The following is a 23523-nucleotide window of genomic DNA, read 5'->3' as shown; positions in this document are numbered from 1 at the left end:
TGAATTCGTAGTCGCGTGCGGCGAGTTGGCCGTTGTAGCCGCCGTTGGGCGCGGGCCGGTTGGATCCGGGTGGCGGCCCCGCCGCAGGTGGTGACGGTGAAGCTGACGCCGGTGACGCCGGTGGCGTTGCCGGCGGCGGCGCAGGCCGACCACCGCGAGCAGTGTCGCCGGCATCAGCGTGGTCGCGGTGGGGCACCGGCCGGCCCGTGCGGGTCAGTGCGGTGAGGTCCGTGGGGCGGGGCGCATCGGGATTCCTCCTGAGCGGGCGGACGGACAGTGCGCGGCGCGTCGCCGGGCCGGACCTGCGGGGTGCTGGAGGTGCGCCAAGTCGTCTGCGGGGACGCTTGGTTGAACGTCGGATCCGATCCAACAAGTTGACCTGCACACGTCGCAGCAGCAAGCGAGCCATGGCGTCGAGCGTGCGTTCAAGCCTCGTTCGACGCAGTTTTGTGCACAGTGCGCAGGCCGTTTGTGCGGACCGTCCGGGTCGCGGCGGGACCCGTCGGCCGGGTGTGCGGAAATGGCGGCAGACGTTCGCCTGCGCGAAAGATCCCTTTGTCCGGGCGCATGCCCGGCTTGGCCACAACGTTGGCATGCGAGTCGCCATCGTCACCGAATCCTTCCCGCCCGAGGTCAACGGCGTGGCCCACAGCGTGCTGCGGGCCGCCGAACACCTCGTCCGGCGGGGTCACCAGCCACTGGTGATCACGCCCGCGCCGGCCCGGGGCGCGCACTGCCCGCCGCAGTCCTTCGGCCCGGACCGGGAACCGCTGCCGGTGGTGCGCATTCCCTCCGTTCCGCTGCCCCGCTACCCCCAGGTGCGCATCGCGCTGCCCAGCCGCCGGCTCGCCGCCGCACTCACCGCCCACCGGCCGGACGTGGTCCACCTCGCCAGCCCGTTCGTGCTCGGTGCGCGCGCCGCCAGGATCACCGAGCGCCTCGACCTGCCGACGGTGGCCGTCTACCAGACCGACCTCGCCGGGTACGCGCAGGCGTACCGGATGGGACGCGGGCTCGGCTCGGCGCTCGCCTGGGCGCGGATCCGCTCCGTGCACCGCTCCGCCGCGCGCAACCTCGCCCCGTCCACCCCCGCCGCCCAGGACCTCACCGCGCACGGCGTGCGCAACGTCCGGATCTGGGCGCGCGGCGTCGACTCCGCGCGCTTCCACCCCGAGCACCGCGACGAGGCGCTGCACCGCGCGCTGGCCCCCGGCGGCGAGGTCCTGGTCGGCTACGTCGGCCGGCTCGCCCCCGAGAAGCGCGTCGATCTGCTCGCCGAGACCTCCCGGCTGCCCGGGGTGCGGGTGGTGGTGATCGGCGACGGGCCGAGCGCGCCCGCGTTGAAGGCCGCGATGCCCGGCGCGGTCTTCCTCGGCCGCCGCACCGGCGCCGAACTCGCGCGCTGCTTCGCCTCGTTGGACGTGTTCGTGCACACCGGCCCGCTGGAGACCTTCTGCCAGACCATCCAGGAGGCGATGGCCAGCGGCGTCCCCGTGGTCGCCCCCGCCGTCGGCGGCCCGCTGGACCTGGTCGGCCACCACCGCACCGGCCTGCTGGTCGCCCCCCGCGACGCCGGAGCCGTCGCCCGCGCCGTCGCCACCCTCGCGGCCGCCCCCGACCTCCGCACCCACTACGGTGCCGCCGGCCGCGCCGACGTCACCGACCGCACCTGGGAAGCGGTCGGCGACCAGCTCATCCGGCACTACCAGGACGTCCTCGCCGAGCACCGCGCCCGACCGGCCGACACGCCCGGCAGGACCAAACGGAAAACGCTTTCCCGTTCCTCCGACGCCGTGTCTTCCTCCGTCTCCGTGCCCTCCACGCCCTCCGCGCCCTCGGTGGCCCCTTCCCCGGGCGACCTCCCGGCGATACCGGCACCCCGTTCGCCCGACACCGCACCCGTCCTGCCGGCTTCGGCCACCGCGTCTGCCGTCGCGCCCGCACCGGCGGCCGGTGAACTGGTCGAGGAGCAGCCGGCGTGAACGGAGGACTGCGCATCGTCCGGGTGGCGAACTTCGTCACCCCGGTCTCCGGCGGCCTGCGGACCGCACTGCGGCACCTCGGCGCCGGCTACCTGGCATCGGGCCACCAGCCGGTGCTGATCGTCCCCGGGGCGCGTCGCAGCGACGAGTGGACGGAGCAGGGCCGGGTGATCACGCTGCCCGGCCCCCCGATGCCGGGCAGCGGCGGCTACCGGGTCCTCCGGGACCGGAGTCAAGTGACAGCCGTCCTCGACGAGTTGGCCCCCGACCGGCTGGAGGTCTCGGACCGCACCACACTGCGCTGGACGGGTGCCTGGGCGAAGGCGCACGGAGTGCGGTCGATGATGGTCTCGCACGAGAGCGCCACCGGCGTCCTCGGCACCTGGGGCCTGCCCCCACGCCTGGCGCGCCGCCTCGCCGACCGGCTCAACTCCCTTACGGCGCAGGCCTATGACACGGTGCTGTGCACGACGGCGTGGGCGGCCGAGGAGTTCGAGCGGATCGGCGCCGCCAACCTCGCCCAGGCGCCACTGGGCGTCGACCTGACGACCATGCACCCCGACCGCCGTGACCCGGCCCTGCGGGCCCGGCTGGCCGGGCCGCACCAGGTCCTGCTGGTGATGTGCTCACGGCTGTCGGCCGAGAAGCGCCCGGAACGGGCCCTCCAGGCACTGGCAGAACTCCGCCGCCGCCACCGCGTCCCCGCCGTACTGGCCGTCGCCGGAACGGGACCCCTGCGCGCCCGCCTGGAACGCCAGGCCGCCGAACTGCGGCTGCCCGTGCGATTCCTCGGCCACCTCGCCGAACGCTCCGACGTGGCCGCCCTGTTGGCGACCGCCGACGCGGTGATCGCCCCCGGCCCGGTGGAAACCTTCGGCCTGGCCGCACTCGAAACCCTGGCCTGCGGCACCCCCGTCGCCGTCAGCCGCTCCTCCGCCCTCCCCCAGGTCGTCGGCCCGGCAGGCCTCGCAGCCGCCGACACCGGCAGCGGGTTCGCCGACGCCGTGACGCAGCTCCTGACCCGCCCCGAACCCGAACGCCGCGCCACCGCCCGCACCCGCGCCGAACAGTTCAGCTGGAACGCCGCCACCACCGCCTTCCTCACCGCCCACCACGCAGCCACCGCACCAGCCCCCGACCGCTCACGCGTGGGGGGGCACGCAGCGACCCCAACCACCCCAAACCCGCACGCCGTACCACCACACGCACCCGCCCCGAACAGCCCACCCGGAGCCTCACCACCACCGCCTTCCTCACTCCCCACCGCACCAGCCGCCGCCCCCGCCGCCCACCACCTCACACCCTGACCCCCACCGGCCCCCGCCCCCGACCGCTCACGCGTGGGGGGCACGCAGCGACCCCAACCACCCCAAACCCGCACGCCGCGCCACCACACGCACCCGCGCCGAACAGTCCAACCGGAGCCTCGCCACCACCGCCTTGCTCACCAGCCGCCGACCCCCACGTCGACCGCCCGCCACCGCCCCGCCTCGTGCGGCAGCACGCAGCGGCCCCAGCCACCCACCACCGGCCGCCGCTACTCCCGTCCCCGTGCGCGACCACCAACGCCCCCCAACCCGCGCCCACTTCGCACGCACCGACGTCGCCGCCCACCACCGACCCAACCCTATGCGGTGGCGCGCGATGGCCGTACCCACCCGCGCTCCGCCACCCTGGCCGCAACACGCGACCACCGGCCCGCCACCCCGGACCGCGCTCCGCATCCGTCAGTCCTGCCGCCCACCACCCCACGCCTCAGCGCCCGCCGAGGAGGCATCACCGACCCCCCAACCCACCGCCGGCCACCCCGCCCACACACACATCACCCGACCGCCAACTCCGCCAACTTCGTCGCCCACCACACCCAGCCGCCGGCTCCCCCGCCCGGCCGACCGCCACCGCCCCCACCCCCACCCCCGCCCCCGCCTCATGCGGAGGCACGCAGCGGCCCCAAGCACCCACCACCCGCTGCCCCATCCTCGTAAGCGACCACCAACTCGCCGCTACCGCCCTCCACTTCGCACCCGCCAGCCTTACCGACCACCACACCCGCCACCGGCTCCCCGTCCGACCGCCCGCTGCCGATCCCGCCTCGGACCGTGGTGCGGACGTGGTGCGGAGCAGCCCAACCACCCACCACCGGTCGCCTCTTCTCCCACTCCACCGCCCCGCGCCACAACGCCCGGCCGCCAACTCCTCCCGCCGTCGCCTCCACCACGCCATCCAGCCCGCAGCGACCTCGGGGAAATCCGCACCCACACAACCAATCGCCATCCGGCACGCCACAGCGCCCAGCCCGTCGGCCCCACCCTCCCCACCCACCACCCGCACCAGCGTCATCGGGCATCACCTCCTCCACCCCGCCAGCATCACCGATCCCACCTCGTCATCGGCCGCAACTACCACCAACTACCCGCCCCTACACGGCGTTCCGCGCGTCCCGGCCCATCACAGGACCGCCCCACGCCACCCCGCCCAGCCCCGCAGCGCCCCCAACCACCCACTGCTCCGCAGCACTCGGCACCCCCACCCCCCTCACATCACACTCCCGACCCTCCCGCCTTGGCACACGCCAGACCCCAACTCCCCACTCCCCCACCGCACTCCACACCCATCCCCGGCCCCACTGGAGGGACGTGATGACGGTTCGGTTCGCGGCGCTCGGCGACTCCCTCACCGAGGGCGTCGGCGACCCCGTTCCCGGCGGTTGGCGAGGCTGGGCGGCGTTGCTCGCACCCAGCCTGTCGCCCGACCCCGTGGACTTCCGCAACCTCGCCAACAGCGGCGCACTCAGCCGCGACCTGCTGGTCTCCCAACTGCCCACCGCCCTCGCGCTGCGCCCGCAGTATGCGGCGGTCGTGGTCGGCGGCAACGACACCCTGCGCGCCTCCTTCGACCTAGATCTGACGGCACGTCAATTCGCGGCGATTCTCTCCTCGTTGACGGTCACGGGCACCGTCCCGCTCACCGCCTGCCTGCCCGACCCCGGCAGGCTGCTGCGGCTGCCGGCGCCGCTCGCACGTCCGTTGGCGCGCCGGATGCGCGGCGTGAACGCGGTCGTCCATGCGCTGTCCGATCACCACCACGCCGTCCACCTGCACCTCGCGGACCTTCCGTGGACCGAGCAGCGCGGCCTGCTGAGCGTGGACCGACTCCATCCCAGCGCCGCCGGGCACCAGTTGATCGCGCGCGGCTTCCACACCCTGCTCGCCGAGACCGGCCACCCGGTGGGCCCGCCGCCCGCCGAACTCCCCACCCGCACGCACGGTCCGGGCGCGGACCTGTGGTGGATGGCCACTCGCGGCACCCGCTGGGTCGCGGCCCGCTCCACCGATCTACTGCCCGGCCTGTTCGCTCTCGCCGCAATGGAGGCCCGCCACCTGCTGCGCGGCTCGGCCCGCCGCCTCGACCGCGCCGACGCCCAAGCCACCGCCGCCATCATCACCCGCCTCACCACGCCCAACACCCCCCAGCCCAGCCCCACCCCCCAACCCAACCCCACCCCTCGGCCCGCACCACCCACCGCGAACAACTCCCCCGCCGGCTAGGGTTCGGTCCGGCGGATCTTGACAGGGCACACCGCAGTAGGCTGGGGCAGTGCTGCTCCCGACCGTCCCACGTGCCCGCCTGCGTTCCTCCGATCGGCCGGCCATCGACACGCCGTTCGGCCCGCTGACCTTCACCACGGCGATCGGGAACACCAGCCTTCCGCCGCAGCCCGATGAGCTGTTCCAACTGCCGGGTGACCGCACGCTCGCCCGCTGGGTGACTCCCGGGGCCCGCGTCGAGCTGCTGCTGACCCCGTTCGATCCCGAGCTCGACCCCGAGAACTGGGGGCCACTGATCGACTGCCGCGCGGCGGTCTGGCGAATCGACGCCCTCACACCGCTCGGGCGAGTGCAGTTCGCGGCAGGGCTTCCGGAGGGTGCCGACGGGGGGTACGACGGGGGGCAGGCGCTGGCTGCTGTCACGGTGGAGAACGAGACGACCCGGCTCACTGTCGGAGGCAGCGACGAGGAGGCGATCTGCTGGGCCGCCGACGCAGGAGAGGTGCCCCGGCGGTGGGCTGCGCTGATCGACGAGGTGCACAACCACTCGTGCAGCACGTGGGGCGTGGACTACGGCCGCTACCGCGGCATGTCCTGGACGCTGCCCCCGCTGGAGGCCGGCGACCACTGTGAACTCCCCGTCGTTGCCGCCTGGGCCCCGGCCGCCGACGAGAGTGAGAACACCTGGTACGCCGTCATGTCATCGCCAACGGTGGTGCTGAGGCAGGTCACTGCCGAGCCGGAGAAGCAGGCCGATACTCCGGACGCGGGCTGATCACGGTCCGAGCCAGCGGCGTATCGACGCGACGGTGACGGTTCCGTGGAGGACGTAGGCACGCATACCGCGGACCGGCCTCGTATCGTGACCGGGTGACTCGCAACGTGATCCACCGCCGGGCCCTCGAAGCAGCGGCTGCCGACGCCCGCCTGGCCGTGGTGGAGCTTGACGGCGCAGGTGAGTGGCTGGCCTCGGCCGGCCCCACGCTGACGGAGCCGTTCGGCGCCGAGGTCTGGGTCTTCGACGAGGATCTCTCGCGGGTCCTGCTGGTCGAGAACCGCTGGCGAGGCCTGGTGCCGCCGGGCGGGCGGGTCGAACCCGGGGAGACGCCCAAGGAGGGCGCGATCCGTGAGCTGTTCGAGGAGACCGGTCTGCGAGTCGAACCGTTCCCGGAGCCGGCCATGGTCGCAGTCCGCTGCTATCGCCCCGGGGGGACCGTCACACTCGGGCTGTCCTACACCGCGGTGGTCGACGCCGCGGCGCCCCTCACCGCCGAGAGCGGCCAGCCGGTGGCCTGGATGAGCCTGCACCAGGACTGGGAGAGCCACTTCCCGGGGGATCCGACCCGCATGCGCCGTCATGCCGAGCGGATCGCTCGCACCACCCGCGGCTGACCGCGCCACGGCCCGATCCGCCGACGAAACCCGGGCCCACAGGTCTCGACGAACCGCCGATCGCTCGCCAGAAACGGGATTCGCGTGCCTTCCGCAGCCGGGTCCCGGTCGGCCTGGACGCGCAGAAGTCCGGGATCGTCCGGAATGGCCGCGAGGCGCTCGAAGCCGCCGCCCGCCACTCGCCCGCTCGTCCCCGCGCCGAGCGGCCTGCGCTCGCTGCCCTGCCGCTCATGCCCGACAGCGCGAGCCCCCCCCCAGACACCATGTTCGAGCGGCTCCTGTGCTGCGTCTGCGGCCAGAGCACCGCCGACTCCGACGACTACGTGCTCCTCGGGATCAGCGCCCCCGGCATCCCCACCGAGCAGTGGCTCGGCGCCCACGCGGCACACCTCAACGGCGTCCTCGCCCACGGCTTTTCGGTCGAGGTGCACACGATGCGACCCCAGCCCGATCACGCTCAAGTACCGGGTTTCGACCAGCAGTTGCCGGCGCTCTCGCGCCCGCCCCCGATGCTCCCACAAGCGTCACAGCCACGCCGACAGCGACGACGACGACGCCCAACCTGCCGCCGCGACGGCCCTTCTCGGTGGCCGGAGGTCCGCTCCCGACGCCCCGGGCCGCCGCTCAGCGCTGCTGGCGTTCGGTCCGGCTGTCGAAGTACGCGTCCAGGTAGGCGTCCGGCTCCAGCGTGCTGTCCCGCAGCAACGAGAACACCTCCGCGCCCGCACCCGGCGCGCCGTCGGCACCGAGGCGGTAGGACTGCGCGAGGCCGAGGTACGCGACCCCCGTCTCGGTGGCGTACGTCTCGGCCTCCGCCTCCGCCCGGGCAATCGCGTCGTCGGCCGAGGACGCCTGCCAGAGCGTGATCCGCTCCTCGTAGCTGCGACCGCCCGAAGCCGCCCACTCGAACACGCATCGGACTCCGTACCAGTTCACGCCCGCGTCCGCACCCACGTCCCGCTCCCCGCCCCCACTCCCTTGTGCCGTGCCACGGGAGCATTCTCCCTGCGCGGGTCCGAACGGCGGCCGTCAGGAGGACTTCGGGATCCGGATCACGGCCGAGCCGCGCGTCAGGTCGATCCGACTGCTGTTCGGCGGCGCGCCGTCCTCGTCCTCGTCGCGCATCATCAGCGCCGACTGCCGTTCCTTCAGCTCGTTCTGCTTGCCCGCCGAGAACTGGGCGTGGAGCTGTTCGAACCCGGTCGCCGAGATCTGGCCCTGCCGGTGGCCGGGCCGCCAGGGCAGCAGGCCTGCGCGGCCTGCGCGCAGCAGGATCTGGTCGACCACCGCGAGGGCGGTGAGCAGCAGCACCAGGCCCGGCAGCGTAACGAAGACGATGAACCCCATGGGTCCAGTATCACTGCCGGGCCGGTCGCCGAACAGGGGCCGAGGGCTCCCGTTCGGCCCTCGCGGCGGGACACCGGGGGCGGGGCCCGGTCGTGCCGTACCGGCCGGGCGGCGGGGGCGCGTCGTAGCATCGCCCTCGGATCACCGTTCGCATCCCGCTGGAAGGCAGTGAGCATGGACGTCGGTTTCGTCGGTCTGGGCGCGATGGGTCGGGCGATGGCGCGTCGACTGCTGGACGCGGGGCATTCGGTGCGGGTGTGGAACCGCTCGCCCGAGCCGGTGGCGGAGCTGGTCGCGGACGGGGCGTCGGCGGCGCAAACGCTCGCGGAAGCGTTCGGCGCGGAGGTGACGATCTCCATGCTGGCGGACGACCGGGTGGTCGAACGCCTTTTGCTGAACGACGAGTTGCTGTCCTCGGCGCGGGCGGCGGTGCACGTCAACATGGCCACCGTCTCGCCGGGACTGGCGCGCCGTGCCGCCGAGTTGCACGCGCAGCACGGTCTCGGGTACATCGCGGCGCCGGTGCTGGGCCGGTCGGACGCGGCGGCGGCCGGGAATCTGAACATCCTGGCGGCCGGTCCGGCCGCCGAACTCGACTGGGTGGCACCGCTGTTCGACGCGATGGGCCGCCGCACCTGGCATCTCGGCGAGGACCCGGCGGCCTCGAACGTGGCGAAGATCAGCGCCAACTTCCTTCTGGTGTCGGCGATCGAGGCGTTCTCGGAGGCCGCGGTGCTCGCCGAGACGAACGGGCTCGACCCGGCCGCGCTGCTCGATGTCCTCACCAACTCCCTGTTCCCGGGCCCGGTTTACGCCGGCTACGGCGCGATGATCACCGAACGCTCCTTCGTCCCGGCCGGGTTCCGCCTGGCACTCGGGCTGAAGGACGTGAACCTCGCCCTGGAGACCGCCGCCGGCGCCAACGCCCCGCTCCCGCTGGCCTCGCTGCTTCGCGACTCCCTGCTCCAGGCCATCGCCCACGGCCACGGTGAGAGCGACCTCGCCGCGATCTCCACCGCCTCCCGCACGCGGGCCGCCATCTGACGCCCGCCGAGCCGCGGTCCCACGAGCCCACCACCCCTCTTTTCGTCGTATTGACGACAATGACTGTCTCGCCTTATCGTCATCAAGACGAAAAGAGAGGACGGTCACGACGCCATGGCCGACATCACCCGCCGCTTCGGCTTCCGCCACCTGCGTTCCGCCCCCACCAGCCACATCCGCCACCTGCGGGGCGGGCAGGTCGCCCACGAGGGCACCGGGCTCGCCTTCTGGTTCCGGCCGCTCACCGCCGCGATATCCGAAGTACCGGCGGACGACCGCGAGTTGGCGATGATGTTCCACGCCCGTACGGCCGACTTCCAGGACCTCGCGGTCCAGGCCACCGTCACCTATCGGATCAGCGACCCGACGGTCGCCGCCACCCGCCTGGACTTCGGCATCGACCCCGACACCGGCGCGTGGCGGGCCGAACCGCTCGCCCAGCTCGCCACCCTGCTCACCGAGACCGCCCAGCAGCACGCCCTCCAGCTGATCGCCCGAACCCCCCTGGCAAACACCCTGGTTGACGGTGTGGCGGCGGTCCGCGAACGGATCGCCGAGGGGCTGGCCGGCGAACCCCGGCTGGGCGAGATCGGGCTGACGGTGCTGGCGGTCCGCGTCACCGCCGTCCGGCCCGAGGCCGAGATGGAGCGGGCGCTGCGCACCCCCGCCCGCGAGCAGGTGCAGCAGGAGGCGGACCGGGCCACCTACGAGCGTCGCGCGGTCGCGGTCGAGCGGGAGCGCACCATCGCCGAGAACGAACTCGCCAGCCGGATCGAACTGGCACGCCGCGAAGAGGAGTTGGTGACCCAGCAGGGCGCGAACGCGCGTCGCGAGGCGGAACAGAAGGCGGCCTCGGACGCGATCCGCACCGACGCCGAGGCGGCCCGCCGCACCCGGCTGGCGGTCGCGGAGGCCGAGGCAGCAGGCACCCTGGCCGTACAACAGGCCGAGGCGGCACGGTCGTTGGGCGAGGCGAAGGCCGCCGCCGAGGCGGCGTGGCTGACGGCGCACCAGCAGGCCGGACCGGAGGTCCTGCAGGCGCTGGCCCTGATCCGGCTGGCCGAGCACCTGCCCCGGATCGACAGCATCACCCTCACCCCGGACGTCCTGACCGGCCTGCTCACCCGCCTGTCCACGCCGACCACACCGCCCGCCCCACCCTCCATCGCGCCGTCCACCTCGCGGTCCGCCACGCCGTCCACCTCGCGGTCCGCCACGCCGTCCACCGCCCCGACGGGCAGCGCGGATCGGCCGGTCCGATGAGTCTCGCGCCGCGCGTGGTGCTGGTCCACCGCCGCACCGAGTACCAGGAGTTGATCGCGCACCACGGCACGCACGGCCAGGCGGAGTTCTTCCTCGCCGGCCGCGGCCGTTCGCTCGACGAGGCGGAGCAGCGGCACGACCTCGCGCGGGCCGCGCTGGCGGAGGTGTCGGCGGCGGTGCCGCTGGACTGGCGGCAGACCCGGGTGGAACGGGCGGACCTGGACCGGTTCCTGTTCGGACCGGAGGACCTGGTGGTGGTGGTCGGCCAGGACGGGCTGGTCGCCAACACCGCCAAGTACCTGTCGGGACAGCCGGTGATCGGCATCGACGCGGAACCGGGCCGCAACCCGGGCGTGCTGGTGCGCCACCGCCCGGGCCGGGCCGGGCAGTTGCTGCGGGCTGCCGTCGGGCCGGGCACGGAGGGGAGGTTGGAGGCGCGCACCATGGTGGAGGCGGTGGCGGACGACACCCAGCGGCTGCTGGCGCTGAACGAGATCTACTTCGGGCAGGCCGGTCACCAGACCGCCCGCTACCGGCTGTCCGCGCCCGGCGGCGCGGCGGAGTCGCAGGCGTCCTCGGGGGTGCTGGTCGGCACCGGCACCGGCGCGACGGGGTGGTGCCGTTCGGCGTGGCTGGAGCGGTCGAGCCGGCTGCCGCTGCCCGGGCCGACGGCGGCGCAGCTGTCCTGGTTCGTCCGCGAGGCGTGGCCGTCGCCGGTCACCGGCACCTCCCGGGTCGAGGGCCTGCTGGATGCCGAGCAGCAACTCGCCCTCACGGTGGAGTCGGAGCGGCTGGTGGCGTTCGGCGACGGCATCGAGTCCGACGCGCTGTACCTCACCTGGGGCCAGACCGTCCGGGTCGGCCCGGCCGCGCAACGCCTCCACCTGCTGACCTGAACCCCCGCCCGCGGAGCCCGGCCCGCCCAACGCCTCCGCCCACAGCGCCCGGCCGGCCCACCCCCACCACGCAGCGCGCCACCGCACCACGCAGCGCGCCACCGCCGGCATGGCACCGCCACCACCACCGCCGGCACGGCACCGGCGCCGCCGCGCCCGCCGTCCGGGAGCGACCGTCGGCGGGGCGCTGCCTAGGATGGAAAGAACGACGGGAAGGAGGTCCTGCCATGGCCCGACGATTCGCTCTCACCTTCCCCGGCGAGACCGGGGGCCACGCGAAGCAGGACGTGGTGGTGGTCGAGGCGACCGGCACCCGGGGCCCCGGCGGGCACCCGGTGTACGCGGATGCGTCCGGCATCGTGCAGGCCGAGATCAGTGACGCCGGCGAGGTCCGGATGATGGCCAGCGGCGGCCACCAGACGCCCCGAACGCCGATGCACGCCGAGCCGCTGCCCTGACCCCGGGCGTTCCCCTCCACCAACGGGAAAGCGCTTACCGACTGCCTCCGGTAAGCGCTTTCCCGCTACGCCCTGTCAATCGCACCCGCAAGCCGCGTCACCAGCGCGGGTGAACCTGCGCCCGCAGCTTCCGGTCGTACAGGTCCCGCACGGCGGCGAGGGTCTGCGGCGGCAGCGGCGACAGCGCGGCCGTCTCGGCGTTGGCCCGGGCCTGCTCGGGGTTGCGGGCCCCGGGGATGACGGTGGTGACGCCGGGCTGCTGGACGATCCAGCGCAGCGCGGTCTGCGCGGAGGTGGCGCCGGGCGGGGCGAGGCGGGCGAATTCGTCGGCGGCCTCGATGCCGGTCTCGAAGTCGACGCCGGAGAAGGTCTCGCCCTGGTCGAAGGCGGAGCCGTCCCGGTTGTAGGTGCGGTGGTCGTCCGTGCCGAACAGGGTGTCCTTGGTGTACTTGCCGGACAGCAGGCCGGACGCCAGCGGCACGCGGGCGATGATGCCGACGCCGGCCTTCTCGGCGGCGGGCAGCACCTCGTCCAGCGGCTTCAGCCGGAACGGGTTGAGGATGATCTGGACGCTGGCGACGCCGGGCCGGGCGATCGCGGTCAGCGCCTCGGCGCAGGTCTCCACGCTGACGCCGTACGCGGCGGTACGGCCCTCCTCGACCAGGGTGTCGAGCGCGTCGAACACCTCGTCGCTGGAGTACACCGGAGTGGGCGGGCAGTGCAGCTGCACCAGATCAAGCCGGTCCACACCCAGGTTGCGGCGCGAACGGTCGGTCCACTCGCGGAAGTTGGCGAGGGTGTAGTTCTCCGGCAACTGCGGCAGTCGGCGCCCGAGCTTGGTGGCGACCGTCAGGCCTTCGTTCTGGCGGGACTTCAGGAAACGGCCGATCAACTGCTCGCTACGGCCGTCCCCGTAGACGTCGGCGGTGTCGAAGAACGTCACCCCGGCGTCGGCGGCCGCGTCCAGCACCGCCAGTGCGTCGTCCTCCAGCACGACGCCCCAGTCGGCGCCCAGCTGCCACGTCCCGAGACCCACCACCGACACCGGACGCCCGGTCCGGCCAAGTACACGCTGTTCCATGCGCCGAGCCTGCCACACCGCCCGCCGCGGCCCAACCCCCGACACTCCCCCACCCGGCACCCCGGCCCCGGCTCCGCCCCGGCCCGGCCCTGGCGCACCCGCATGACGGGCGGCGGAAAACACAGCAGGGGCCGGATCCCGGGGATCCGGCCCCTGCCCTGCAACTGACCCGAAACCGACCTGCGGCACGGCCGCGCAGCCGGCCCACTCGCCCGCCCGCCGATGCGAACGGAGCGCCCGGGCGAACGGACAGGCGAACGTCAGACGTTGACGCCGTAGTCCAGCGCGATGCCGCGCAGGCCGGAGGCGTAGCCCTGGCCGATGGCGCGGAACTTCCACTCGGCGCCGTAGCGGTAGAGCTCGCCGAAGACCATGGCGGTCTCGGTGGACGCGTCCTCGGACAGGTCGTAGCGGGCGACCTCGCTGCCGTCGGCCTCGTTGACGACCCGGATGAAGGCGTTGCGGACCTGGCCGAAGCTCTGGCGGCGCTGCTCGGCGTCGTAGATCGACACCGGGAAGACGACCTTGGCGACCTGCGGCGGAACGGCCGACAGGTCGACCTTGATCTGCTCGTCGTCGCCGTCGCCGCCACCGGTGAGGTTGTCGCCGCTGTGTTCGACCGAACCCTCGGGGCTGCGCAGGTTGTTGTAGAAGACGAAGTGCTGGTCGCTGAGGACCCGGCCGGCCTCGTTGCACAGCAGCGCGCTGGCGTCGAGGTCGAAGTCGGCGCCCGTGGTGGCCCGAACGTCCCAGCCGAGGCCGACGATGACGGCGGTGAGCCCCGGGGCCTCCTTCGTCAGCGAGACGTTTCCGCCCTTGGCGAGCGAGACTCCCATGTTGCCCTCCTGTGGTATCCCCGTGCCGGGCCCGGCAGTTCGGCCCGGCGGCCGGCCCCCGGCCGCTTCCGCAGGCCCGGGCCCCGGATTGAATCTACAGCACTGTAGATCCGGACGGAATCCGCCCGTCACACCCGGTCCACCCCGATCACCCCGATCACCCCGATCACCCCGATCACCCCGGCCCGGCCCGGCCCGGTCACCCCGGCCCGCCCCACCCCGATCACCCCGGCCCGCCCTGCCCCGGTCACGTGGGCTCTCGGCCCGGCCGCGCCGCGCCGGGGCCGCGTTCCGGCGTCGGCCGGCACCCCGGGCATACCCTTTCCGACGGAGGTGCCCGAGATGAGCGAAGACACGACGATCCCCGGTATCGACCCGGCGGTGCCGCCCAGTGGCGACGGCTGCGTGGAGTGCCTGGCCGGTGAGGGCCAGGGCTGGTGGTTCCATCTGCGCCGGTGTGCGGCGTGCGGACACATCGGATGCTGCGACTCCTCGCCGTCCCAGCACGCCAGCGCGCACGCCCGCTCGGCCGGCCACCCGTTCCTGACCAGTTTCGAACCGGGTGAGGACTGGTTCTGGAACACCGAGACCGAGCAGTTCTACGAGGGCCCGCCGCTGGTCGGCCCGTCCGCGCACCCGGTCACCCAGCCCACTCCCGGGCCGGCCGGCCACGTCCCGATCGACTGGCAGCAGCGCCTGCGCTGACACGCACCACCCCGCAGAGAACAGCTGCAGCGACCGACCGTACCCGGCCCACCACCCGTGCCGGGTACGGTCGGTTGTGGTGCCGGTCGGCAGCAGACGCGGAAGGGGCGGGAACGTGGACGCGCAGCAGTGGGAGACGGTGCGGCGGCTGGCGGCGTGGCTGGCCGAGGGCAGCAGTCAACCCCCGGAGATGCAACGGGTGTTGCAGTGTCTGAAGATCAGCGAGGAGGCCGGCGAGGTGGCCGAGGCGGTGATCGGCGCGCTCGGTCAGAACCCGCGCAAGGGCTTCTCGCACACCTGGGACGACGTCGCGGGCGAGCTGTGCGACGTGGTGATCACCGCGATGGTCGCGCTGTACCGGGTGCATCCGGATCCGGCCGCCGCGTTCGACGCGCACCTGGCCAAGGTCGCGGCGCGCGCCCTGCCGGAGGCTTCGAGGTAGGACCTCAGCGGTGCCCGACGACGAACAGCAGGCCGACGAAGCCGGCGAACAGGTGGGTGCCCACGATGTAGATCAGCGCGCGGATCATCATCTGCTTGCGGCGCGCCTTCTCCTCGCGCACGGCGTCGCTGCTCATACCGGTCCTCCTGTCGCCCCGTCGTCCTGTCGCCCTGCCGGTCTGTCGTCCTGTCGCCCTGCCGGTCTGTCGTCCTGTCGCCCTGCCGGTCTGTCGTCCTGCCGCCCTGCCGGTCTGTCGTCCTGCCGCCCTGCCGGTCTGCCGTTCGCGACCTGTCCGGCAACCCATGAAGGGTAGCCCGGCACGGGCCCGTGGCGGAGATCACGGGGCGCTTGGGGGCACCTACGGTGGCGTAGGTCACTTCACAAGGTGAACTATCTCCTCCATGGCCGACTACCAGGAGACCCCCGACCTCACTTCGTACGCCGCACTCGGTGACAGTTTCACCGAGGGCCTGAACGACCCCGGCCCGGACGGACAGTTCGCCGGGTGGGCCGACCGGCTCGCCGGGATACTGGCCGAGCGCCGGCCCGGGTCCGACTTCCGGTACGCCAACCTGGCCGTGCGCGGCCGCCTGCTGGACCAGATCGTCACCGAGCAGGTCCCGAAGGTCCGCCAACTCCAACCCGAACTGGTCACGTTGTGCGCCGGCGGCAACGACATCCTGCGACCGGGCAGCGACCCGGACCTGATCGCCGAGCACTTCGAGGCGGCCGTCCTGGAGCTGCGCGAGCACGCCGGCCAGGTGCTGATCTGCACCGGCTTCGACACCCGCAACGTGCCGGTGCTGCGCCACCTGCGCGGCAAGGTCGCGACCTACAACTCGCACCTGTGGGCGATCGCCGACCGCAACGGGCTCGCCGTCGCGGACCTGTGGTCGCTGCGCGCGGTGCACGACCGGCGCGCCTGGTCGGACGACCGGCTGCACCTGTCGCCGGAGGGCCACCAGCGGGTGGCGCTGCTCGCGGGGCGGGCCCTCGGCCTGGCCGAGCTCGACGACCCCGAGGCCGCCTGGCCGCCCGCGCCGGTCACCACCCCGGCCGAGCAGCGCCGGGAGAACCTCCAGTGGGCGCGCACCTTCCTGCTGCCGTGGGTCGGCCGCCGGCTGCGCGGCGAATCGTCGGGCGACCACGTCGAGGCGAAGCGCCCGGAGCTGCTCCCGCTCTGACCGACAGCCCCGCGCCGATCGGCATCCCCGTCCGAGACGCAAACGCGCCCGAAACGCACACGCGCCCGAGACGCAAGCGCGCCCGGAACGTGTCCGGACACCACTGCGGGCCGCTCCGCCCCCACGCGGATGCGGCCCGCAGACCCCAGGTGAGACCCCTGCCTCGCCCTACTCGACGATCAGCTCCACCGGAACGTTCCCGCTGATCGCCTTCGAGTACGGGCAGACCTGGTGGGCCTGCTCGACCAGCTGCTCACCGGTCTCGCCGGCCAGCGCGTCCGGCAGCTCCACCCGGATGACGACCGCGAGGGCGAAGCTGGTCTCGTCCTTGCCGATGGTGACCTCGGCGGTCACCGAGACGTCCGACACGTCGATCTTCGCCTGGCGGGCGACCAGGCCGAGCGCGCCGGAGAAGCAGGCCGCGTAGCCGGCCGCGAACAGCTGCTCGGGGTTGGTGCCCACGCCGTCGCCGCCCAGCGCCGGCGGCAGGGACAGCTTGAGGTCGAGCTTGCCGTCCGAGCTGACGGAGCGTCCGTCGCGGCCGTTCGAGGTGGCAACTGCGGTGTAGAGCGGTTCCATGGCGAGCTCCCTGTCGTCCTGATTCCAGAAGTCCTGTTGGCGGACCGGCGGACCGGCGCGCCGGCGGTGTGGTCCGCCGGCGCCGTCTCCGGCCTGCCCTGCTCCAGAAGTAAAGCACCCAATTCAATTGCACACAACTAAATCGGCCGCGATCGGCCTGCTTGCTACCCTTGGACCATGACCAGGCACGAGCAGAACCGAACCCCGGCGGAGCCCGCCGGGGTTGACGCGACGATGGACGACCTGGCGGCTGCGGGCTCCGACATGCTCCTGCTCGACCAGCAGCTCTGCTTCTCGCTGAACGCCGCCTCGCGCGCGTTCGGCAGCATCTACCGGACGGCGTTGAAGGACCTCGGCCTGACGTATCCCCAGTACCTGGTGATGCTGCTGCTCTGGGAGCACGGCGAGCTCCCCGTCAAGCAGCTCGGCGAGCGCCTGCGCCTGGACTCCGGCACCCTCTCCCCGCTGCTCAAGCGGCTGGAGGCGACGGGGCTGGTGACGCGCGAGCGCAGCGTGCAGGACGAGCGCTCGGTGATCGTCTCGCTCACCGAGGCCGGCCGCGACCTGCGCGAGCCCGCCCGCGCCGTCCCCCGACACATCGGCGCCGCGGCCGGACTCCCGCTCTCCGACCTGCGCACCCTGCGCGAACTCCTCACCCGGCTCACCGCCAACCTCGACGCGGCCGGGGCCTGAACACGGGGACCGAACAGCACAACAGCCGGGGCCTGAGCGACGCGGCGGCCGGGCCTGGACGACGCAGAAGACGCCAGGCCCCGGCCGCCGCGAGGATCAGCGGATCACCGGATCACCGGTGCCGCAGGTACGCCGCCGCCGTCGCGCGCAGCCGCTCGTGCAGGCCGTCGTACGCGCGCGCCCGCCCGAGGACGGACTTCGGCAGCTTGGCGACCATCGTGTAGTTGGTGTCGCAGACGTTCGCGGCGGGTGCCAGCCCGGCCTGGCTGACCAGCTGGTACGCGTCGAGCTGGTCCAGGCCGAGGAGTTCGCCGGTCCAGCCGACCAGGTCGTGCTGACTGATCCGGAACGCGTCCTCCAGCGGGCGGGCGGAGCCGGTGCTGATCAGGTAGTCGTCGTTCTCCAGCCGGGGCCAGGCCGGTCCGCCGCCCTTGATCAGGTCGACGATCACGGTGGTGCGCATGGCCGCCTCGACGGCGGTGCCGCAGACCTCGCCCTCGCCCTGGCGGGCGTGGCCGTCGCCGATGGCCAGCAGGCCGCCGTCGACGTTGACTCCGAAGTAGGCGGTGGTGCCGGCCCGCATCTCGGGGGTGTCCAGGTTGCCGCCGTGCGCGCCGGGTGTGATCGAGGCGAGCACCTCGCCGGCGGCGGGGGCGACGCCGACGGTGCCGTGCATCGGGTCCAGCGGCAGCGCGACGGTGAAGTCGCCGGTGCGGGCCCGGAAGTGGCACAGGCCCGCGGCGACGTCCAGGTCGTAGATCCAGACGCGTTCCTCCAGCGCGGGGTGCAGCATCGCGGTCTGGTGGGTGGCGGTCAACGCGCCGAAGTGCGGGAAGGTGCTGGAGATGCCGTGGTCGCGGGCGGGGGTGATCTCGACGAAGTGCACCGCGAGGACGTCCCCGGGCTCGGCGCCGGCGACGGCGATCGGGCCGGTGACGGGGTTGAGGTACGGGAAGACGCAGACCTGGCTGGGCAGGTCGCCGGTGCCGCGCACCTTGCCGCCGAAGCAGTCCTCGGTGGTCAACTCGACGATGCTGCCGGGCTGGACGGTCGTCAGCGGGGCGCGTCCGCCGAAGGTGTAGGCCCAGTCCTCCGGCGCGGGGGACAGCTGGACGATCTCGGGCAGGGTCACTTGTCGGTCTCCTCGGGGGTGGTGTCGGTGACGGCCAGTCGCGGCTTGCGGCCGGTCAGCATCAGGCCGGCGAGCACGATCCCGCCGATCAACAGCCAGACGAAGCCCAGCCGTTGGGCCGCGATGTTGGCGTTCACGACCACGTAGCCGAGGATCGCGAAGCCGAGCAGCGGCGCGATCAGGTGGCGCCAGTAGTCCTTGCTGCGGTTGCGGATCAGGTAGTGGACGACGACGGCGACGTGCAGCACCAGGAAGGTGGTCAGCGCGCCGAAGTTGACCAGGGTGCTGAGCAGGGTGATCCCGTCGGTGCGCGAGGCCATGTACAGGCCGAGGACCAGCGAGATGCCGGCGGTCAGCAGGGTGGCGTTGACGGGCACCCGGCGGGTGGGGTGGATCTTGGCGAGGAAGCGGGGCAGCTGGCGGTCGCGGGCCATCGCGAACAGCAGGCGCGAGGTGGCGGCCTGGGCGACCAGCGAGTTGGCGAAGCCCCAGGCGACGGCAGTGGACGCGGCGGTCAGGGTGGCCAGCCAGGCGCCGCCGGCGGTGCGGGCGGTGTCGTAGAAGGCGGTGCCGTCGGGGTCGCCGTCGCGGATCAGCGCGGCCGGGTCGGCGACCAGCAGCGACGCCACCCAGGTCTGCACGATGAACAGGGTGCCGGCGAGCAGCAGCGCGGCCACCATCGACCGGCCGATCGCCTTGGTGGAGTCGCGGTTCTCCTCCGAGAGGGTGGAGATGCCGTCGAAGCCGAGGAAGCTGAGCACCGCGATGGAGACGGCGCCGAAGGCCAGGCTCCACGAGAAGGTGTGCGAGTCGTACAGCGGGGTGAAGTCGAAGCCGCGGCCCTTGCCGTTCGCGAGCGCGATCACGCCGACCACCAGGAACAGCGCCAGGACGACGAGTTCGCCGATCAGCACGGCCTTGTTGACCTTGGCGGTGGTCTCGATGCCCAGGTAGTTGACGACGGTGTTGAGCAGCACGAAGCCGATCAGCCACAGCCAGACGGGGACGGACGGCACCAGCGAGTTCATCGCGACGCCGGCGATCAGGTAGAGCAGACCGGGCACCAGGACGTAGTCCAGCAGGATCATCCAGCCGGACAGGAAGCCGACCGGCGCGCCGATGCCGCGTCCCGCGTACGTGTACACCGACCCGGCCATCGGGAAGGCGCGGCTCATCTGGGCGTAGGAGAGGGCGGTGAACATCATCGCCACCATGCCGAGCACGTAGGCGAGGGCGACCATGCCGCCGGAGCCCTGGAAGACGCCGCCGAAGATGCCGAAGGGGGCGATCGGCACCATGAAGACCAGCCCGTAGACGAGCAGGTCGGTGAAGGTCAGGGACCGGCGGAGCTCCTGTTGGTAGCCGAAGTTCTCGATGTTCTGGGGCGCGGGTGTGTCGGTCATGGTGCTCTCTCTCCGTGACGACCCTGCTGATGTGTGGGGGATGCGTGGGGGAGACTGTAGAGCCAAGTATTTCCATATGGAAGGGTTCAGTGGCGGCATTCCACCGACTGAGAAAGCACGCGCTCGGCGGTACCCGCAGGTCAGCGAGGACCGAGCGGCGGCAGGACGGCGAACCCGAGGCCCTCCGCCCGGGCCAGGTGCACGGTGCGCCGCCCACCGCGCAGCAGCCGACCGGCGGCTCGGGTCAGGCCGTGCGGCTCCAGGGCGTGACGCTCGGCGAGCGCCGCGAGCAGTTGGAGTCCCTCGTACAGGCCGACGGCGTACGCGTCCAGGACGGGCGCCCAGGGGCCGCACAGCGCGCGGTGCCGTTCGCCGAGCGACTGCCGGGGCTCCTCGGCCAGGGTGGCGAAGGACGGCATCGCCGCGTACAGCGCCCCGGTGTCGTCGCCGCCGAGCGCGAGCAGGCCGTTCTCCTCCAACGCCCCCGACAGGCGCACCAGTCGGCGGTCGAGTCCGCTGCGCCGCAGGGCCCGGTTGAAGTGCACCAGGTCGCGGCCGATCAGGCTGAGGAGCACGGCGTCGGCACGGGCGGCGCGCAGCGCGTCGAGGAGCGCTTCGACGCCCGGTTCGACGGTGCCGAACGGGATGCGGCGCTCCAGCACGATCCGGGCTCCGGCACGGTCGGCGAGGGTGGCGGCGGCGCGGTGGACGGAGCGCGGCCAGATGTAGTCGTTGCCGATCAACGCCCACCGTCGCAGGTGGTGACCCTCCGTCAGATCTGCGACGGCGTGGGCGAGTTGGGTGGAAGGGTCGACGCCGGTGCAGAGCACGCCGGGGCGGCGGGTGCCGCCTTCGTGCGGCGGCGTGTAGATGTAGGCGATGCGTCCGGCGGCGACGGTTTCGACGGCGCGGTGCACGTCGCTGGTGTGGCAGCCGGCGAGGGCGTCCAGGGCGCCGGCGTCGAGCAGGCGGCGGACTTCGGCGGCCACCGGGTGGGGGGCACCGCCGCCGTCCACCAGGACGAGTTCGAGGGGGCGGTCGTGGATGCCGCCGCGGGCGTTGATCTCGTGCGCGGCGAGCAGCGCGCCGTCGAGTGCGGACGGGCCGGTCAGGCCGAGCGGGCCGGACTGCGGCACGACGAGGCCCACGCGGAACGCGCCGCCCTCCCTGGGGAGGTGCAGCGCGTCGAGCGGGTCGACCAGCCTGGCATCCAGCATCACCAGTGCGAGTATGGTCGGGATGTCGGCCCCGGGAAAGCCCGCGAGGCTCGGGGAGACCTCGGAACGGAGGGTCGGATGACCACGAAGGGTGCGGTCGCCGCGCACGAGGCTGTTCCCGCGGGGACGCCGCCGCTGCTGGTGGAGCTCGTGGCGCTCGCCCATCGGCGGCTCACCTCCGGCCTGGCGGCGGCGCTCGCCGAGGAGGACTGCACGGTCGACCAGTGGCGGGTGATGCGTGCGCTCGCGGACGGCGAGGGCCGGGCGATGGGCGAGTTGGCGCAGGCGCTGCTGATTCCGCAGGCCAGCCTGAGCCGCCTGGTCGACGCCCTCGCGGACGCCGGGCTCGTGTACCGCCGCCAGGACGACCACGACCGCCGCCGGATCACCGCGCACCTCTCCCGTCAGGGCCGCACCCGCCTGGCGCGCCTCGACGCCCTCGCCGCCGCCCACGACGCCGCCGTCCGCACCGCCTGCGGCCTCCCCGACCCGACCGGGCCCCTCACCCGCCTCGCCACCCTCTGAGACCCTCACCGCCCAACCCGCCACCGCCGTCCGCCAGTTGCACCCGACCGGCTCCCACCGCCTCGACTCCGACCAACCCGCCGCCGCCTCAGGCCAGTTGACCCCAAGCGCGCCAACGCCACCCACCCGCCCGCACGCCCAGGCATCCACCCCCCGGCCAACCCGCCACCGCCGTCCGCCAGCTGCGCCCGAACGCCCTCGCGCCGGCTCGAATCCGGCCAACCCGCCGCCACCTCAGGCCAGTTGACCCCAAGCGCGCCAACGCCACCCACGCGCCCGCACGCCCAGCCACCCCACACCGGCCAACCCGCAACCACCATCAACCAGTTGCACCCGACCGCCCTCGCGCCATCTCGGTCCCCGCCGACCGACCACCGCCTCCGGCGAGTTCCGCCGCCTCGCCGGAAGGCCTGCCTGTCAGGCCAGTTGCGCCTCCACGTGGTCGAGCGCCACCCGCACCGCGCCGAGCGCCACCGCGTCCTCGCCCAGCGCCGAGGAGGCGACCCGGGGCGGCATCGGGCAGAGGGTGTCGAGGGCGTGCTGCACGGGGGCCTGGACGAGGTCGTCCGCGCGGGAGAATCCGCCGCCGACGACGACGAGTTCGGGGTCGAAGGCGAGAGCGACGGTCGCCGCGCCGAGCGTGATCGCGTCGAGGAAGCGTCCGATCCGCGCGGTGGCCGATCCGTCCCCGGCCCTCGCGGCAGCGATGAGCGCGGTGACGGCCTGTTCGGAGGATTCCGCGTCGGGGTTGTCGACGAGGTGCCCGGGCGCGGCGTTCCAGCCGATCTCGGGCAGCGCGCCGATCTCGCCGAGCGAGCCGTTGTGGCCGCGTTGCAGGACGCCGCCGTTGAGGACGCCGACGCCCATCCGCATGCCGGCCAGCAGGTAGACGACGTCGTCCACGTCCTGGGCGACGCCGAGCCAGCGTTCGGCGACGGCGGCGAGCCGGCAGTCGTTCTCGACCAGGACGGAGCACGCGAACGTCCGCCCGAGGGAGCGGGCGAGGTGCAGCCCGGTCCATTCGGGGAGTGCGGAGCTGAGCTTGATGCGGCCGTCGCGGTCGACGATGCCGGTGGTGCCTGCGGTGACCGCCCACAGCCGGTCGGCGGCGACGCCCCCGGCCGCGAGCGCCGCCTTCGCCGCGGCGCGGGTCGCCGCCAGCCGGCCCTTGCGCGGGAGTGCCGGGTCGACCTCGATGCGGTGGGTGGCCACCACGTCGCCGTCGAGGTCGGCGAGGACGGCGAGCACCTTGTACTTGCCGATGTCGAGCCCGAGGACGTGACCCGCGCCCGGCCGGAAGCGGTAGCTGCGGGCGGGCCGTCCCATCCGGCGTTCGCCGGGGTCGGGGGCGAGTTCGCCGACCAGGCCGAGCGCGGCGAGCCGGTCGAGGGCGACCTCAACGGTGGGCCGGGACAGTCCGGTCGCGGTCGCGGCCTCGGCGACCTTGACGGCGGGCGCGGCCGCCGCCCGCACGGCGGCGAGCACCTGCGCCGCGCTGGCCGGCAGTACCGGCACCCGGACCATGGCCGGAGCCGGTTCCTCCTCGCCTGCCGAAGTCGTCGCACGTCCTGCGGTCATCGATCGCCTGCCTTTCGTAAGTCGCCGGTGGAATCCGGGCCGTGGGGGCCCGGTGACCGTTCGGTCCGTCAGACATCGTTCCGCGCCAAAGCCTTGACGGTGGCCGGTTTTGATCCCCATGATTCCACAAGTCACTTACATAAGTACCCTTGGAAAGTCACTTCTCGCATGGCCTGGACGTCCGGTGCACCGTCCGGCCGGGAGTCGCCAACTGCCGG

General features: G+C 73.2%; 25 protein-coding genes. 14 read left to right on the top strand and 11 right to left on the bottom strand.

Annotated features, from left to right (window positions below; all coding sequences use genetic code 11):
• Positions 1–593 precede the first annotated feature (593 nt).
• From ACFV4P_RS27805 to ACFV4P_RS27785, 5 genes are all read left to right on the top strand, one after another.
• On the top strand, positions 594–1982 hold the full coding sequence (locus ACFV4P_RS27805; protein ID WP_380475590.1) for a glycosyltransferase family 4 protein: 1389 nt from the start codon (positions 594–596) through the stop codon (positions 1980–1982).
• On the top strand, positions 1979–3289 hold the full coding sequence (locus ACFV4P_RS27800; protein ID WP_380475588.1) for a glycosyltransferase: 1311 nt from the start codon (positions 1979–1981) through the stop codon (positions 3287–3289). Before ACFV4P_RS27805 ends, ACFV4P_RS27800 begins: the two co-directional genes overlap by 4 nt.
• A gap of 1332 nt (positions 3290–4621) precedes the next feature.
• Positions 4622–5530 (top strand): SGNH/GDSL hydrolase family protein, encoded by a 909-nt coding sequence (locus ACFV4P_RS27795; protein ID WP_380475586.1) that lies wholly within the window; start codon positions 4622–4624, stop codon positions 5528–5530.
• Positions 5531–5579: 49 nt separating this feature from the next.
• Positions 5580–6305 carry a hypothetical protein gene (locus ACFV4P_RS27790; RefSeq protein WP_380475584.1) on the top strand — a complete coding sequence of 242 codons (726 nt, stop codon included), beginning with the start codon at positions 5580–5582 and terminating at the stop codon, positions 6303–6305.
• Between the two features lie 95 nt (positions 6306–6400).
• Positions 6401–6922: an NUDIX domain-containing protein gene (locus ACFV4P_RS27785; RefSeq protein WP_380475582.1), complete on the top strand. Its 522-nt coding sequence runs from the start codon at positions 6401–6403 to the stop codon at positions 6920–6922.
• 624 nt (positions 6923–7546) lie between these two features.
• On the opposite strand, the gene ACFV4P_RS27780 is transcribed toward ACFV4P_RS27785, so the two are convergent.
• Positions 7547–7834 carry a hypothetical protein gene (locus tag ACFV4P_RS27780; protein WP_380475580.1) on the bottom strand — a complete coding sequence of 96 codons (288 nt, stop codon included), beginning with the start codon at positions 7832–7834 and terminating at the stop codon, positions 7547–7549.
• A 117-nt stretch (positions 7835–7951) separates the two neighbouring features.
• The gene (locus ACFV4P_RS27775) at positions 7952–8269 is read right to left on the bottom strand and encodes a DUF6191 domain-containing protein (protein ID WP_380475578.1); all 318 of its coding nucleotides are present in this window, start codon (positions 8267–8269) and stop codon (positions 7952–7954) included.
• 174 nt (positions 8270–8443) lie between these two features.
• Here ACFV4P_RS27775 and ACFV4P_RS27770 point away from each other — a divergent pair, with 174 nt between their 5' ends.
• From ACFV4P_RS27770 to ACFV4P_RS27755, 4 genes are all read left to right on the top strand, one after another.
• Complete coding sequence (locus ACFV4P_RS27770) at positions 8444–9313, top strand: NAD(P)-dependent oxidoreductase (protein WP_380475576.1); 870 nt, start codon at positions 8444–8446, stop codon at positions 9311–9313.
• Positions 9314–9427: 114 nt separating this feature from the next.
• The gene (locus ACFV4P_RS27765; protein ID WP_380475574.1) at positions 9428–10576 is read left to right on the top strand and encodes an SPFH domain-containing protein; all 1149 of its coding nucleotides are present in this window, start codon (positions 9428–9430) and stop codon (positions 10574–10576) included.
• Positions 10573–11472, top strand: a complete 900-nt coding sequence (locus ACFV4P_RS27760; protein ID WP_380475572.1) for a hypothetical protein — start codon at positions 10573–10575, stop codon at positions 11470–11472. The genes ACFV4P_RS27765 and ACFV4P_RS27760 overlap by 4 nt, the downstream gene beginning before the upstream one ends.
• Before the next feature lie 227 nt (positions 11473–11699).
• Positions 11700–11930 (top strand): DUF6296 family protein, encoded by a 231-nt coding sequence (locus tag ACFV4P_RS27755; RefSeq protein WP_073808468.1) that lies wholly within the window; start codon positions 11700–11702, stop codon positions 11928–11930.
• Between the two features lie 97 nt (positions 11931–12027).
• Here ACFV4P_RS27755 and ACFV4P_RS27750 read toward each other — a convergent pair whose 3' ends face one another.
• The 3 genes from ACFV4P_RS27750 to ACFV4P_RS27740 form a co-directional block, all read right to left on the bottom strand.
• Positions 12028–13011 carry an aldo/keto reductase gene (locus tag ACFV4P_RS27750; protein WP_073808469.1) on the bottom strand — a complete coding sequence of 328 codons (984 nt, stop codon included), beginning with the start codon at positions 13009–13011 and terminating at the stop codon, positions 12028–12030.
• Positions 13012–13271: 260 nt separating this feature from the next.
• The gene (locus ACFV4P_RS27745) at positions 13272–13847 is read right to left on the bottom strand and encodes a TerD family protein (RefSeq protein ID WP_073808471.1); all 576 of its coding nucleotides are present in this window, start codon (positions 13845–13847) and stop codon (positions 13272–13274) included.
• A 128-nt stretch (positions 13848–13975) separates the two neighbouring features.
• Positions 13976–14098 carry a hypothetical protein gene (locus tag ACFV4P_RS27740; protein ID WP_380475569.1) on the bottom strand — a complete coding sequence of 41 codons (123 nt, stop codon included), beginning with the start codon at positions 14096–14098 and terminating at the stop codon, positions 13976–13978.
• 91 nt (positions 14099–14189) lie between these two features.
• On the opposite strand from ACFV4P_RS27740, the gene ACFV4P_RS27735 reads away from it, so the two are divergent.
• On the top strand, positions 14190–14552 hold the full coding sequence (locus ACFV4P_RS27735) for a UBP-type zinc finger domain-containing protein (RefSeq protein ID WP_380475567.1): 363 nt from the start codon (positions 14190–14192) through the stop codon (positions 14550–14552).
• 115 nt (positions 14553–14667) lie between these two features.
• Complete coding sequence (locus tag ACFV4P_RS27730) at positions 14668–14994, top strand: MazG-like family protein (RefSeq protein ID WP_073808474.1); 327 nt, start codon at positions 14668–14670, stop codon at positions 14992–14994.
• Positions 14995–14998: 4 nt separating this feature from the next.
• On the opposite strand, the gene ACFV4P_RS27725 is transcribed toward ACFV4P_RS27730, so the two are convergent.
• Positions 14999–15130, bottom strand: coding sequence for a DUF6126 family protein (locus ACFV4P_RS27725; RefSeq protein ID WP_241844252.1), 132 nt, complete (start codon positions 15128–15130; stop codon positions 14999–15001).
• A 265-nt stretch (positions 15131–15395) separates the two neighbouring features.
• Here ACFV4P_RS27725 and ACFV4P_RS27720 point away from each other — a divergent pair, with 265 nt between their 5' ends.
• Positions 15396–16178: an SGNH/GDSL hydrolase family protein gene (locus ACFV4P_RS27720; protein WP_380475564.1), complete on the top strand. Its 783-nt coding sequence runs from the start codon at positions 15396–15398 to the stop codon at positions 16176–16178.
• A gap of 168 nt (positions 16179–16346) precedes the next feature.
• Here ACFV4P_RS27720 and ACFV4P_RS27715 read toward each other — a convergent pair whose 3' ends face one another.
• Entirely contained in the window at positions 16347–16757 is a 411-nt protein-coding gene (locus tag ACFV4P_RS27715) for an organic hydroperoxide resistance protein (protein ID WP_380475562.1), read from the bottom strand.
• A 234-nt stretch (positions 16758–16991) separates the two neighbouring features.
• Between ACFV4P_RS27715 and ACFV4P_RS27710 the strand changes: the two genes are divergently transcribed.
• The gene (locus ACFV4P_RS27710; RefSeq protein WP_380475678.1) at positions 16992–17450 is read left to right on the top strand and encodes a MarR family winged helix-turn-helix transcriptional regulator; all 459 of its coding nucleotides are present in this window, start codon (positions 16992–16994) and stop codon (positions 17448–17450) included.
• 112 nt (positions 17451–17562) lie between these two features.
• Here ACFV4P_RS27710 and ACFV4P_RS27705 read toward each other — a convergent pair whose 3' ends face one another.
• The 3 genes from ACFV4P_RS27705 to ACFV4P_RS27695 all read right to left on the bottom strand — a co-directional run bounded on the left by ACFV4P_RS27705 (position 17563) and on the right by ACFV4P_RS27695 (position 21202).
• The gene (locus ACFV4P_RS27705) at positions 17563–18582 is read right to left on the bottom strand and encodes an acetamidase/formamidase family protein (RefSeq protein WP_073808480.1); all 1020 of its coding nucleotides are present in this window, start codon (positions 18580–18582) and stop codon (positions 17563–17565) included.
• Positions 18579–19985, bottom strand: coding sequence for an APC family permease (locus ACFV4P_RS27700; protein ID WP_380475560.1), 1407 nt, complete (start codon positions 19983–19985; stop codon positions 18579–18581). Before ACFV4P_RS27700 ends, ACFV4P_RS27705 begins: the two co-directional genes overlap by 4 nt.
• A 140-nt stretch (positions 19986–20125) precedes the next feature.
• Positions 20126–21202 (bottom strand): ABC transporter substrate-binding protein, encoded by a 1077-nt coding sequence (locus ACFV4P_RS27695; protein WP_380475558.1) that lies wholly within the window; start codon positions 21200–21202, stop codon positions 20126–20128.
• Positions 21203–21280: 78 nt separating this feature from the next.
• Here ACFV4P_RS27695 and ACFV4P_RS27690 point away from each other — a divergent pair, with 78 nt between their 5' ends.
• Positions 21281–21727 carry a MarR family winged helix-turn-helix transcriptional regulator gene (locus ACFV4P_RS27690; protein WP_380475556.1) on the top strand — a complete coding sequence of 149 codons (447 nt, stop codon included), beginning with the start codon at positions 21281–21283 and terminating at the stop codon, positions 21725–21727.
• Positions 21728–22144: 417 nt separating this feature from the next.
• Here ACFV4P_RS27690 and ACFV4P_RS27685 read toward each other — a convergent pair whose 3' ends face one another.
• Positions 22145–23305, bottom strand: a complete 1161-nt coding sequence (locus ACFV4P_RS27685; RefSeq protein WP_380475554.1) for an ROK family protein — start codon at positions 23303–23305, stop codon at positions 22145–22147.
• Between the last annotated feature and the right edge of the window lie 218 nt (positions 23306–23523).

The organism is Kitasatospora sp. NPDC059795 (assembly GCF_042732175.1).
Taxonomy (GTDB): Bacteria; Actinomycetota; Actinomycetes; order Streptomycetales; family Streptomycetaceae; genus Kitasatospora.
This window is presented reverse-complemented; position numbering and strand designations above follow the sequence as displayed.

What these genes read in the sequence shown, in the direction of transcription:
- ACFV4P_RS27805 (WP_380475590.1), top strand. Translation starts at nt 594, where the DNA reads ATGCGAGTCGCCATCGTCACCGAATCCTTCCCGCCCGAGGTCAACGGC.
- ACFV4P_RS27795 (WP_380475586.1), top strand. Translation starts at nt 4,622, where the DNA reads ATGACGGTTCGGTTCGCGGCGCTCGGCGACTCCCTCACCGAGGGCGTC.
- ACFV4P_RS27775 (WP_380475578.1), bottom strand. Translation starts at nt 8,269, where the DNA reads ATGGGGTTCATCGTCTTCGTTACGCTGCCGGGCCTGGTGCTGCTGCTC.
- ACFV4P_RS27770 (WP_380475576.1), top strand. Translation starts at nt 8,444, where the DNA reads ATGGACGTCGGTTTCGTCGGTCTGGGCGCGATGGGTCGGGCGATGGCG.
- ACFV4P_RS27765 (WP_380475574.1), top strand. Translation starts at nt 9,428, where the DNA reads ATGGCCGACATCACCCGCCGCTTCGGCTTCCGCCACCTGCGTTCCGCC.
- ACFV4P_RS27760 (WP_380475572.1), top strand. Translation starts at nt 10,573, where the DNA reads ATGAGTCTCGCGCCGCGCGTGGTGCTGGTCCACCGCCGCACCGAGTAC.
- ACFV4P_RS27755 (WP_073808468.1), top strand. Translation starts at nt 11,700, where the DNA reads ATGGCCCGACGATTCGCTCTCACCTTCCCCGGCGAGACCGGGGGCCAC.
- ACFV4P_RS27750 (WP_073808469.1), bottom strand. Translation starts at nt 13,011, where the DNA reads ATGGAACAGCGTGTACTTGGCCGGACCGGGCGTCCGGTGTCGGTGGTG.
- ACFV4P_RS27745 (WP_073808471.1), bottom strand. Translation starts at nt 13,847, where the DNA reads ATGGGAGTCTCGCTCGCCAAGGGCGGAAACGTCTCGCTGACGAAGGAG.
- ACFV4P_RS27735 (WP_380475567.1), top strand. Translation starts at nt 14,190, where the DNA reads ATGAGCGAAGACACGACGATCCCCGGTATCGACCCGGCGGTGCCGCCC.
- ACFV4P_RS27725 (WP_241844252.1), bottom strand. Translation starts at nt 15,130, where the DNA reads ATGAGCAGCGACGCCGTGCGCGAGGAGAAGGCGCGCCGCAAGCAGATG.
- ACFV4P_RS27720 (WP_380475564.1), top strand. Translation starts at nt 15,396, where the DNA reads ATGGCCGACTACCAGGAGACCCCCGACCTCACTTCGTACGCCGCACTC.
- ACFV4P_RS27715 (WP_380475562.1), bottom strand. Translation starts at nt 16,757, where the DNA reads ATGGAACCGCTCTACACCGCAGTTGCCACCTCGAACGGCCGCGACGGA.
- ACFV4P_RS27710 (WP_380475678.1), top strand. Translation starts at nt 16,992, where the DNA reads ATGGACGACCTGGCGGCTGCGGGCTCCGACATGCTCCTGCTCGACCAG.
- ACFV4P_RS27700 (WP_380475560.1), bottom strand. Translation starts at nt 19,985, where the DNA reads ATGACCGACACACCCGCGCCCCAGAACATCGAGAACTTCGGCTACCAA.
- ACFV4P_RS27695 (WP_380475558.1), bottom strand. Translation starts at nt 21,202, where the DNA reads ATGCTGGATGCCAGGCTGGTCGACCCGCTCGACGCGCTGCACCTCCCC.
- ACFV4P_RS27690 (WP_380475556.1), top strand. Translation starts at nt 21,281, where the DNA reads ATGACCACGAAGGGTGCGGTCGCCGCGCACGAGGCTGTTCCCGCGGGG.
- ACFV4P_RS27685 (WP_380475554.1), bottom strand. Translation starts at nt 23,305, where the DNA reads ATGACCGCAGGACGTGCGACGACTTCGGCAGGCGAGGAGGAACCGGCT.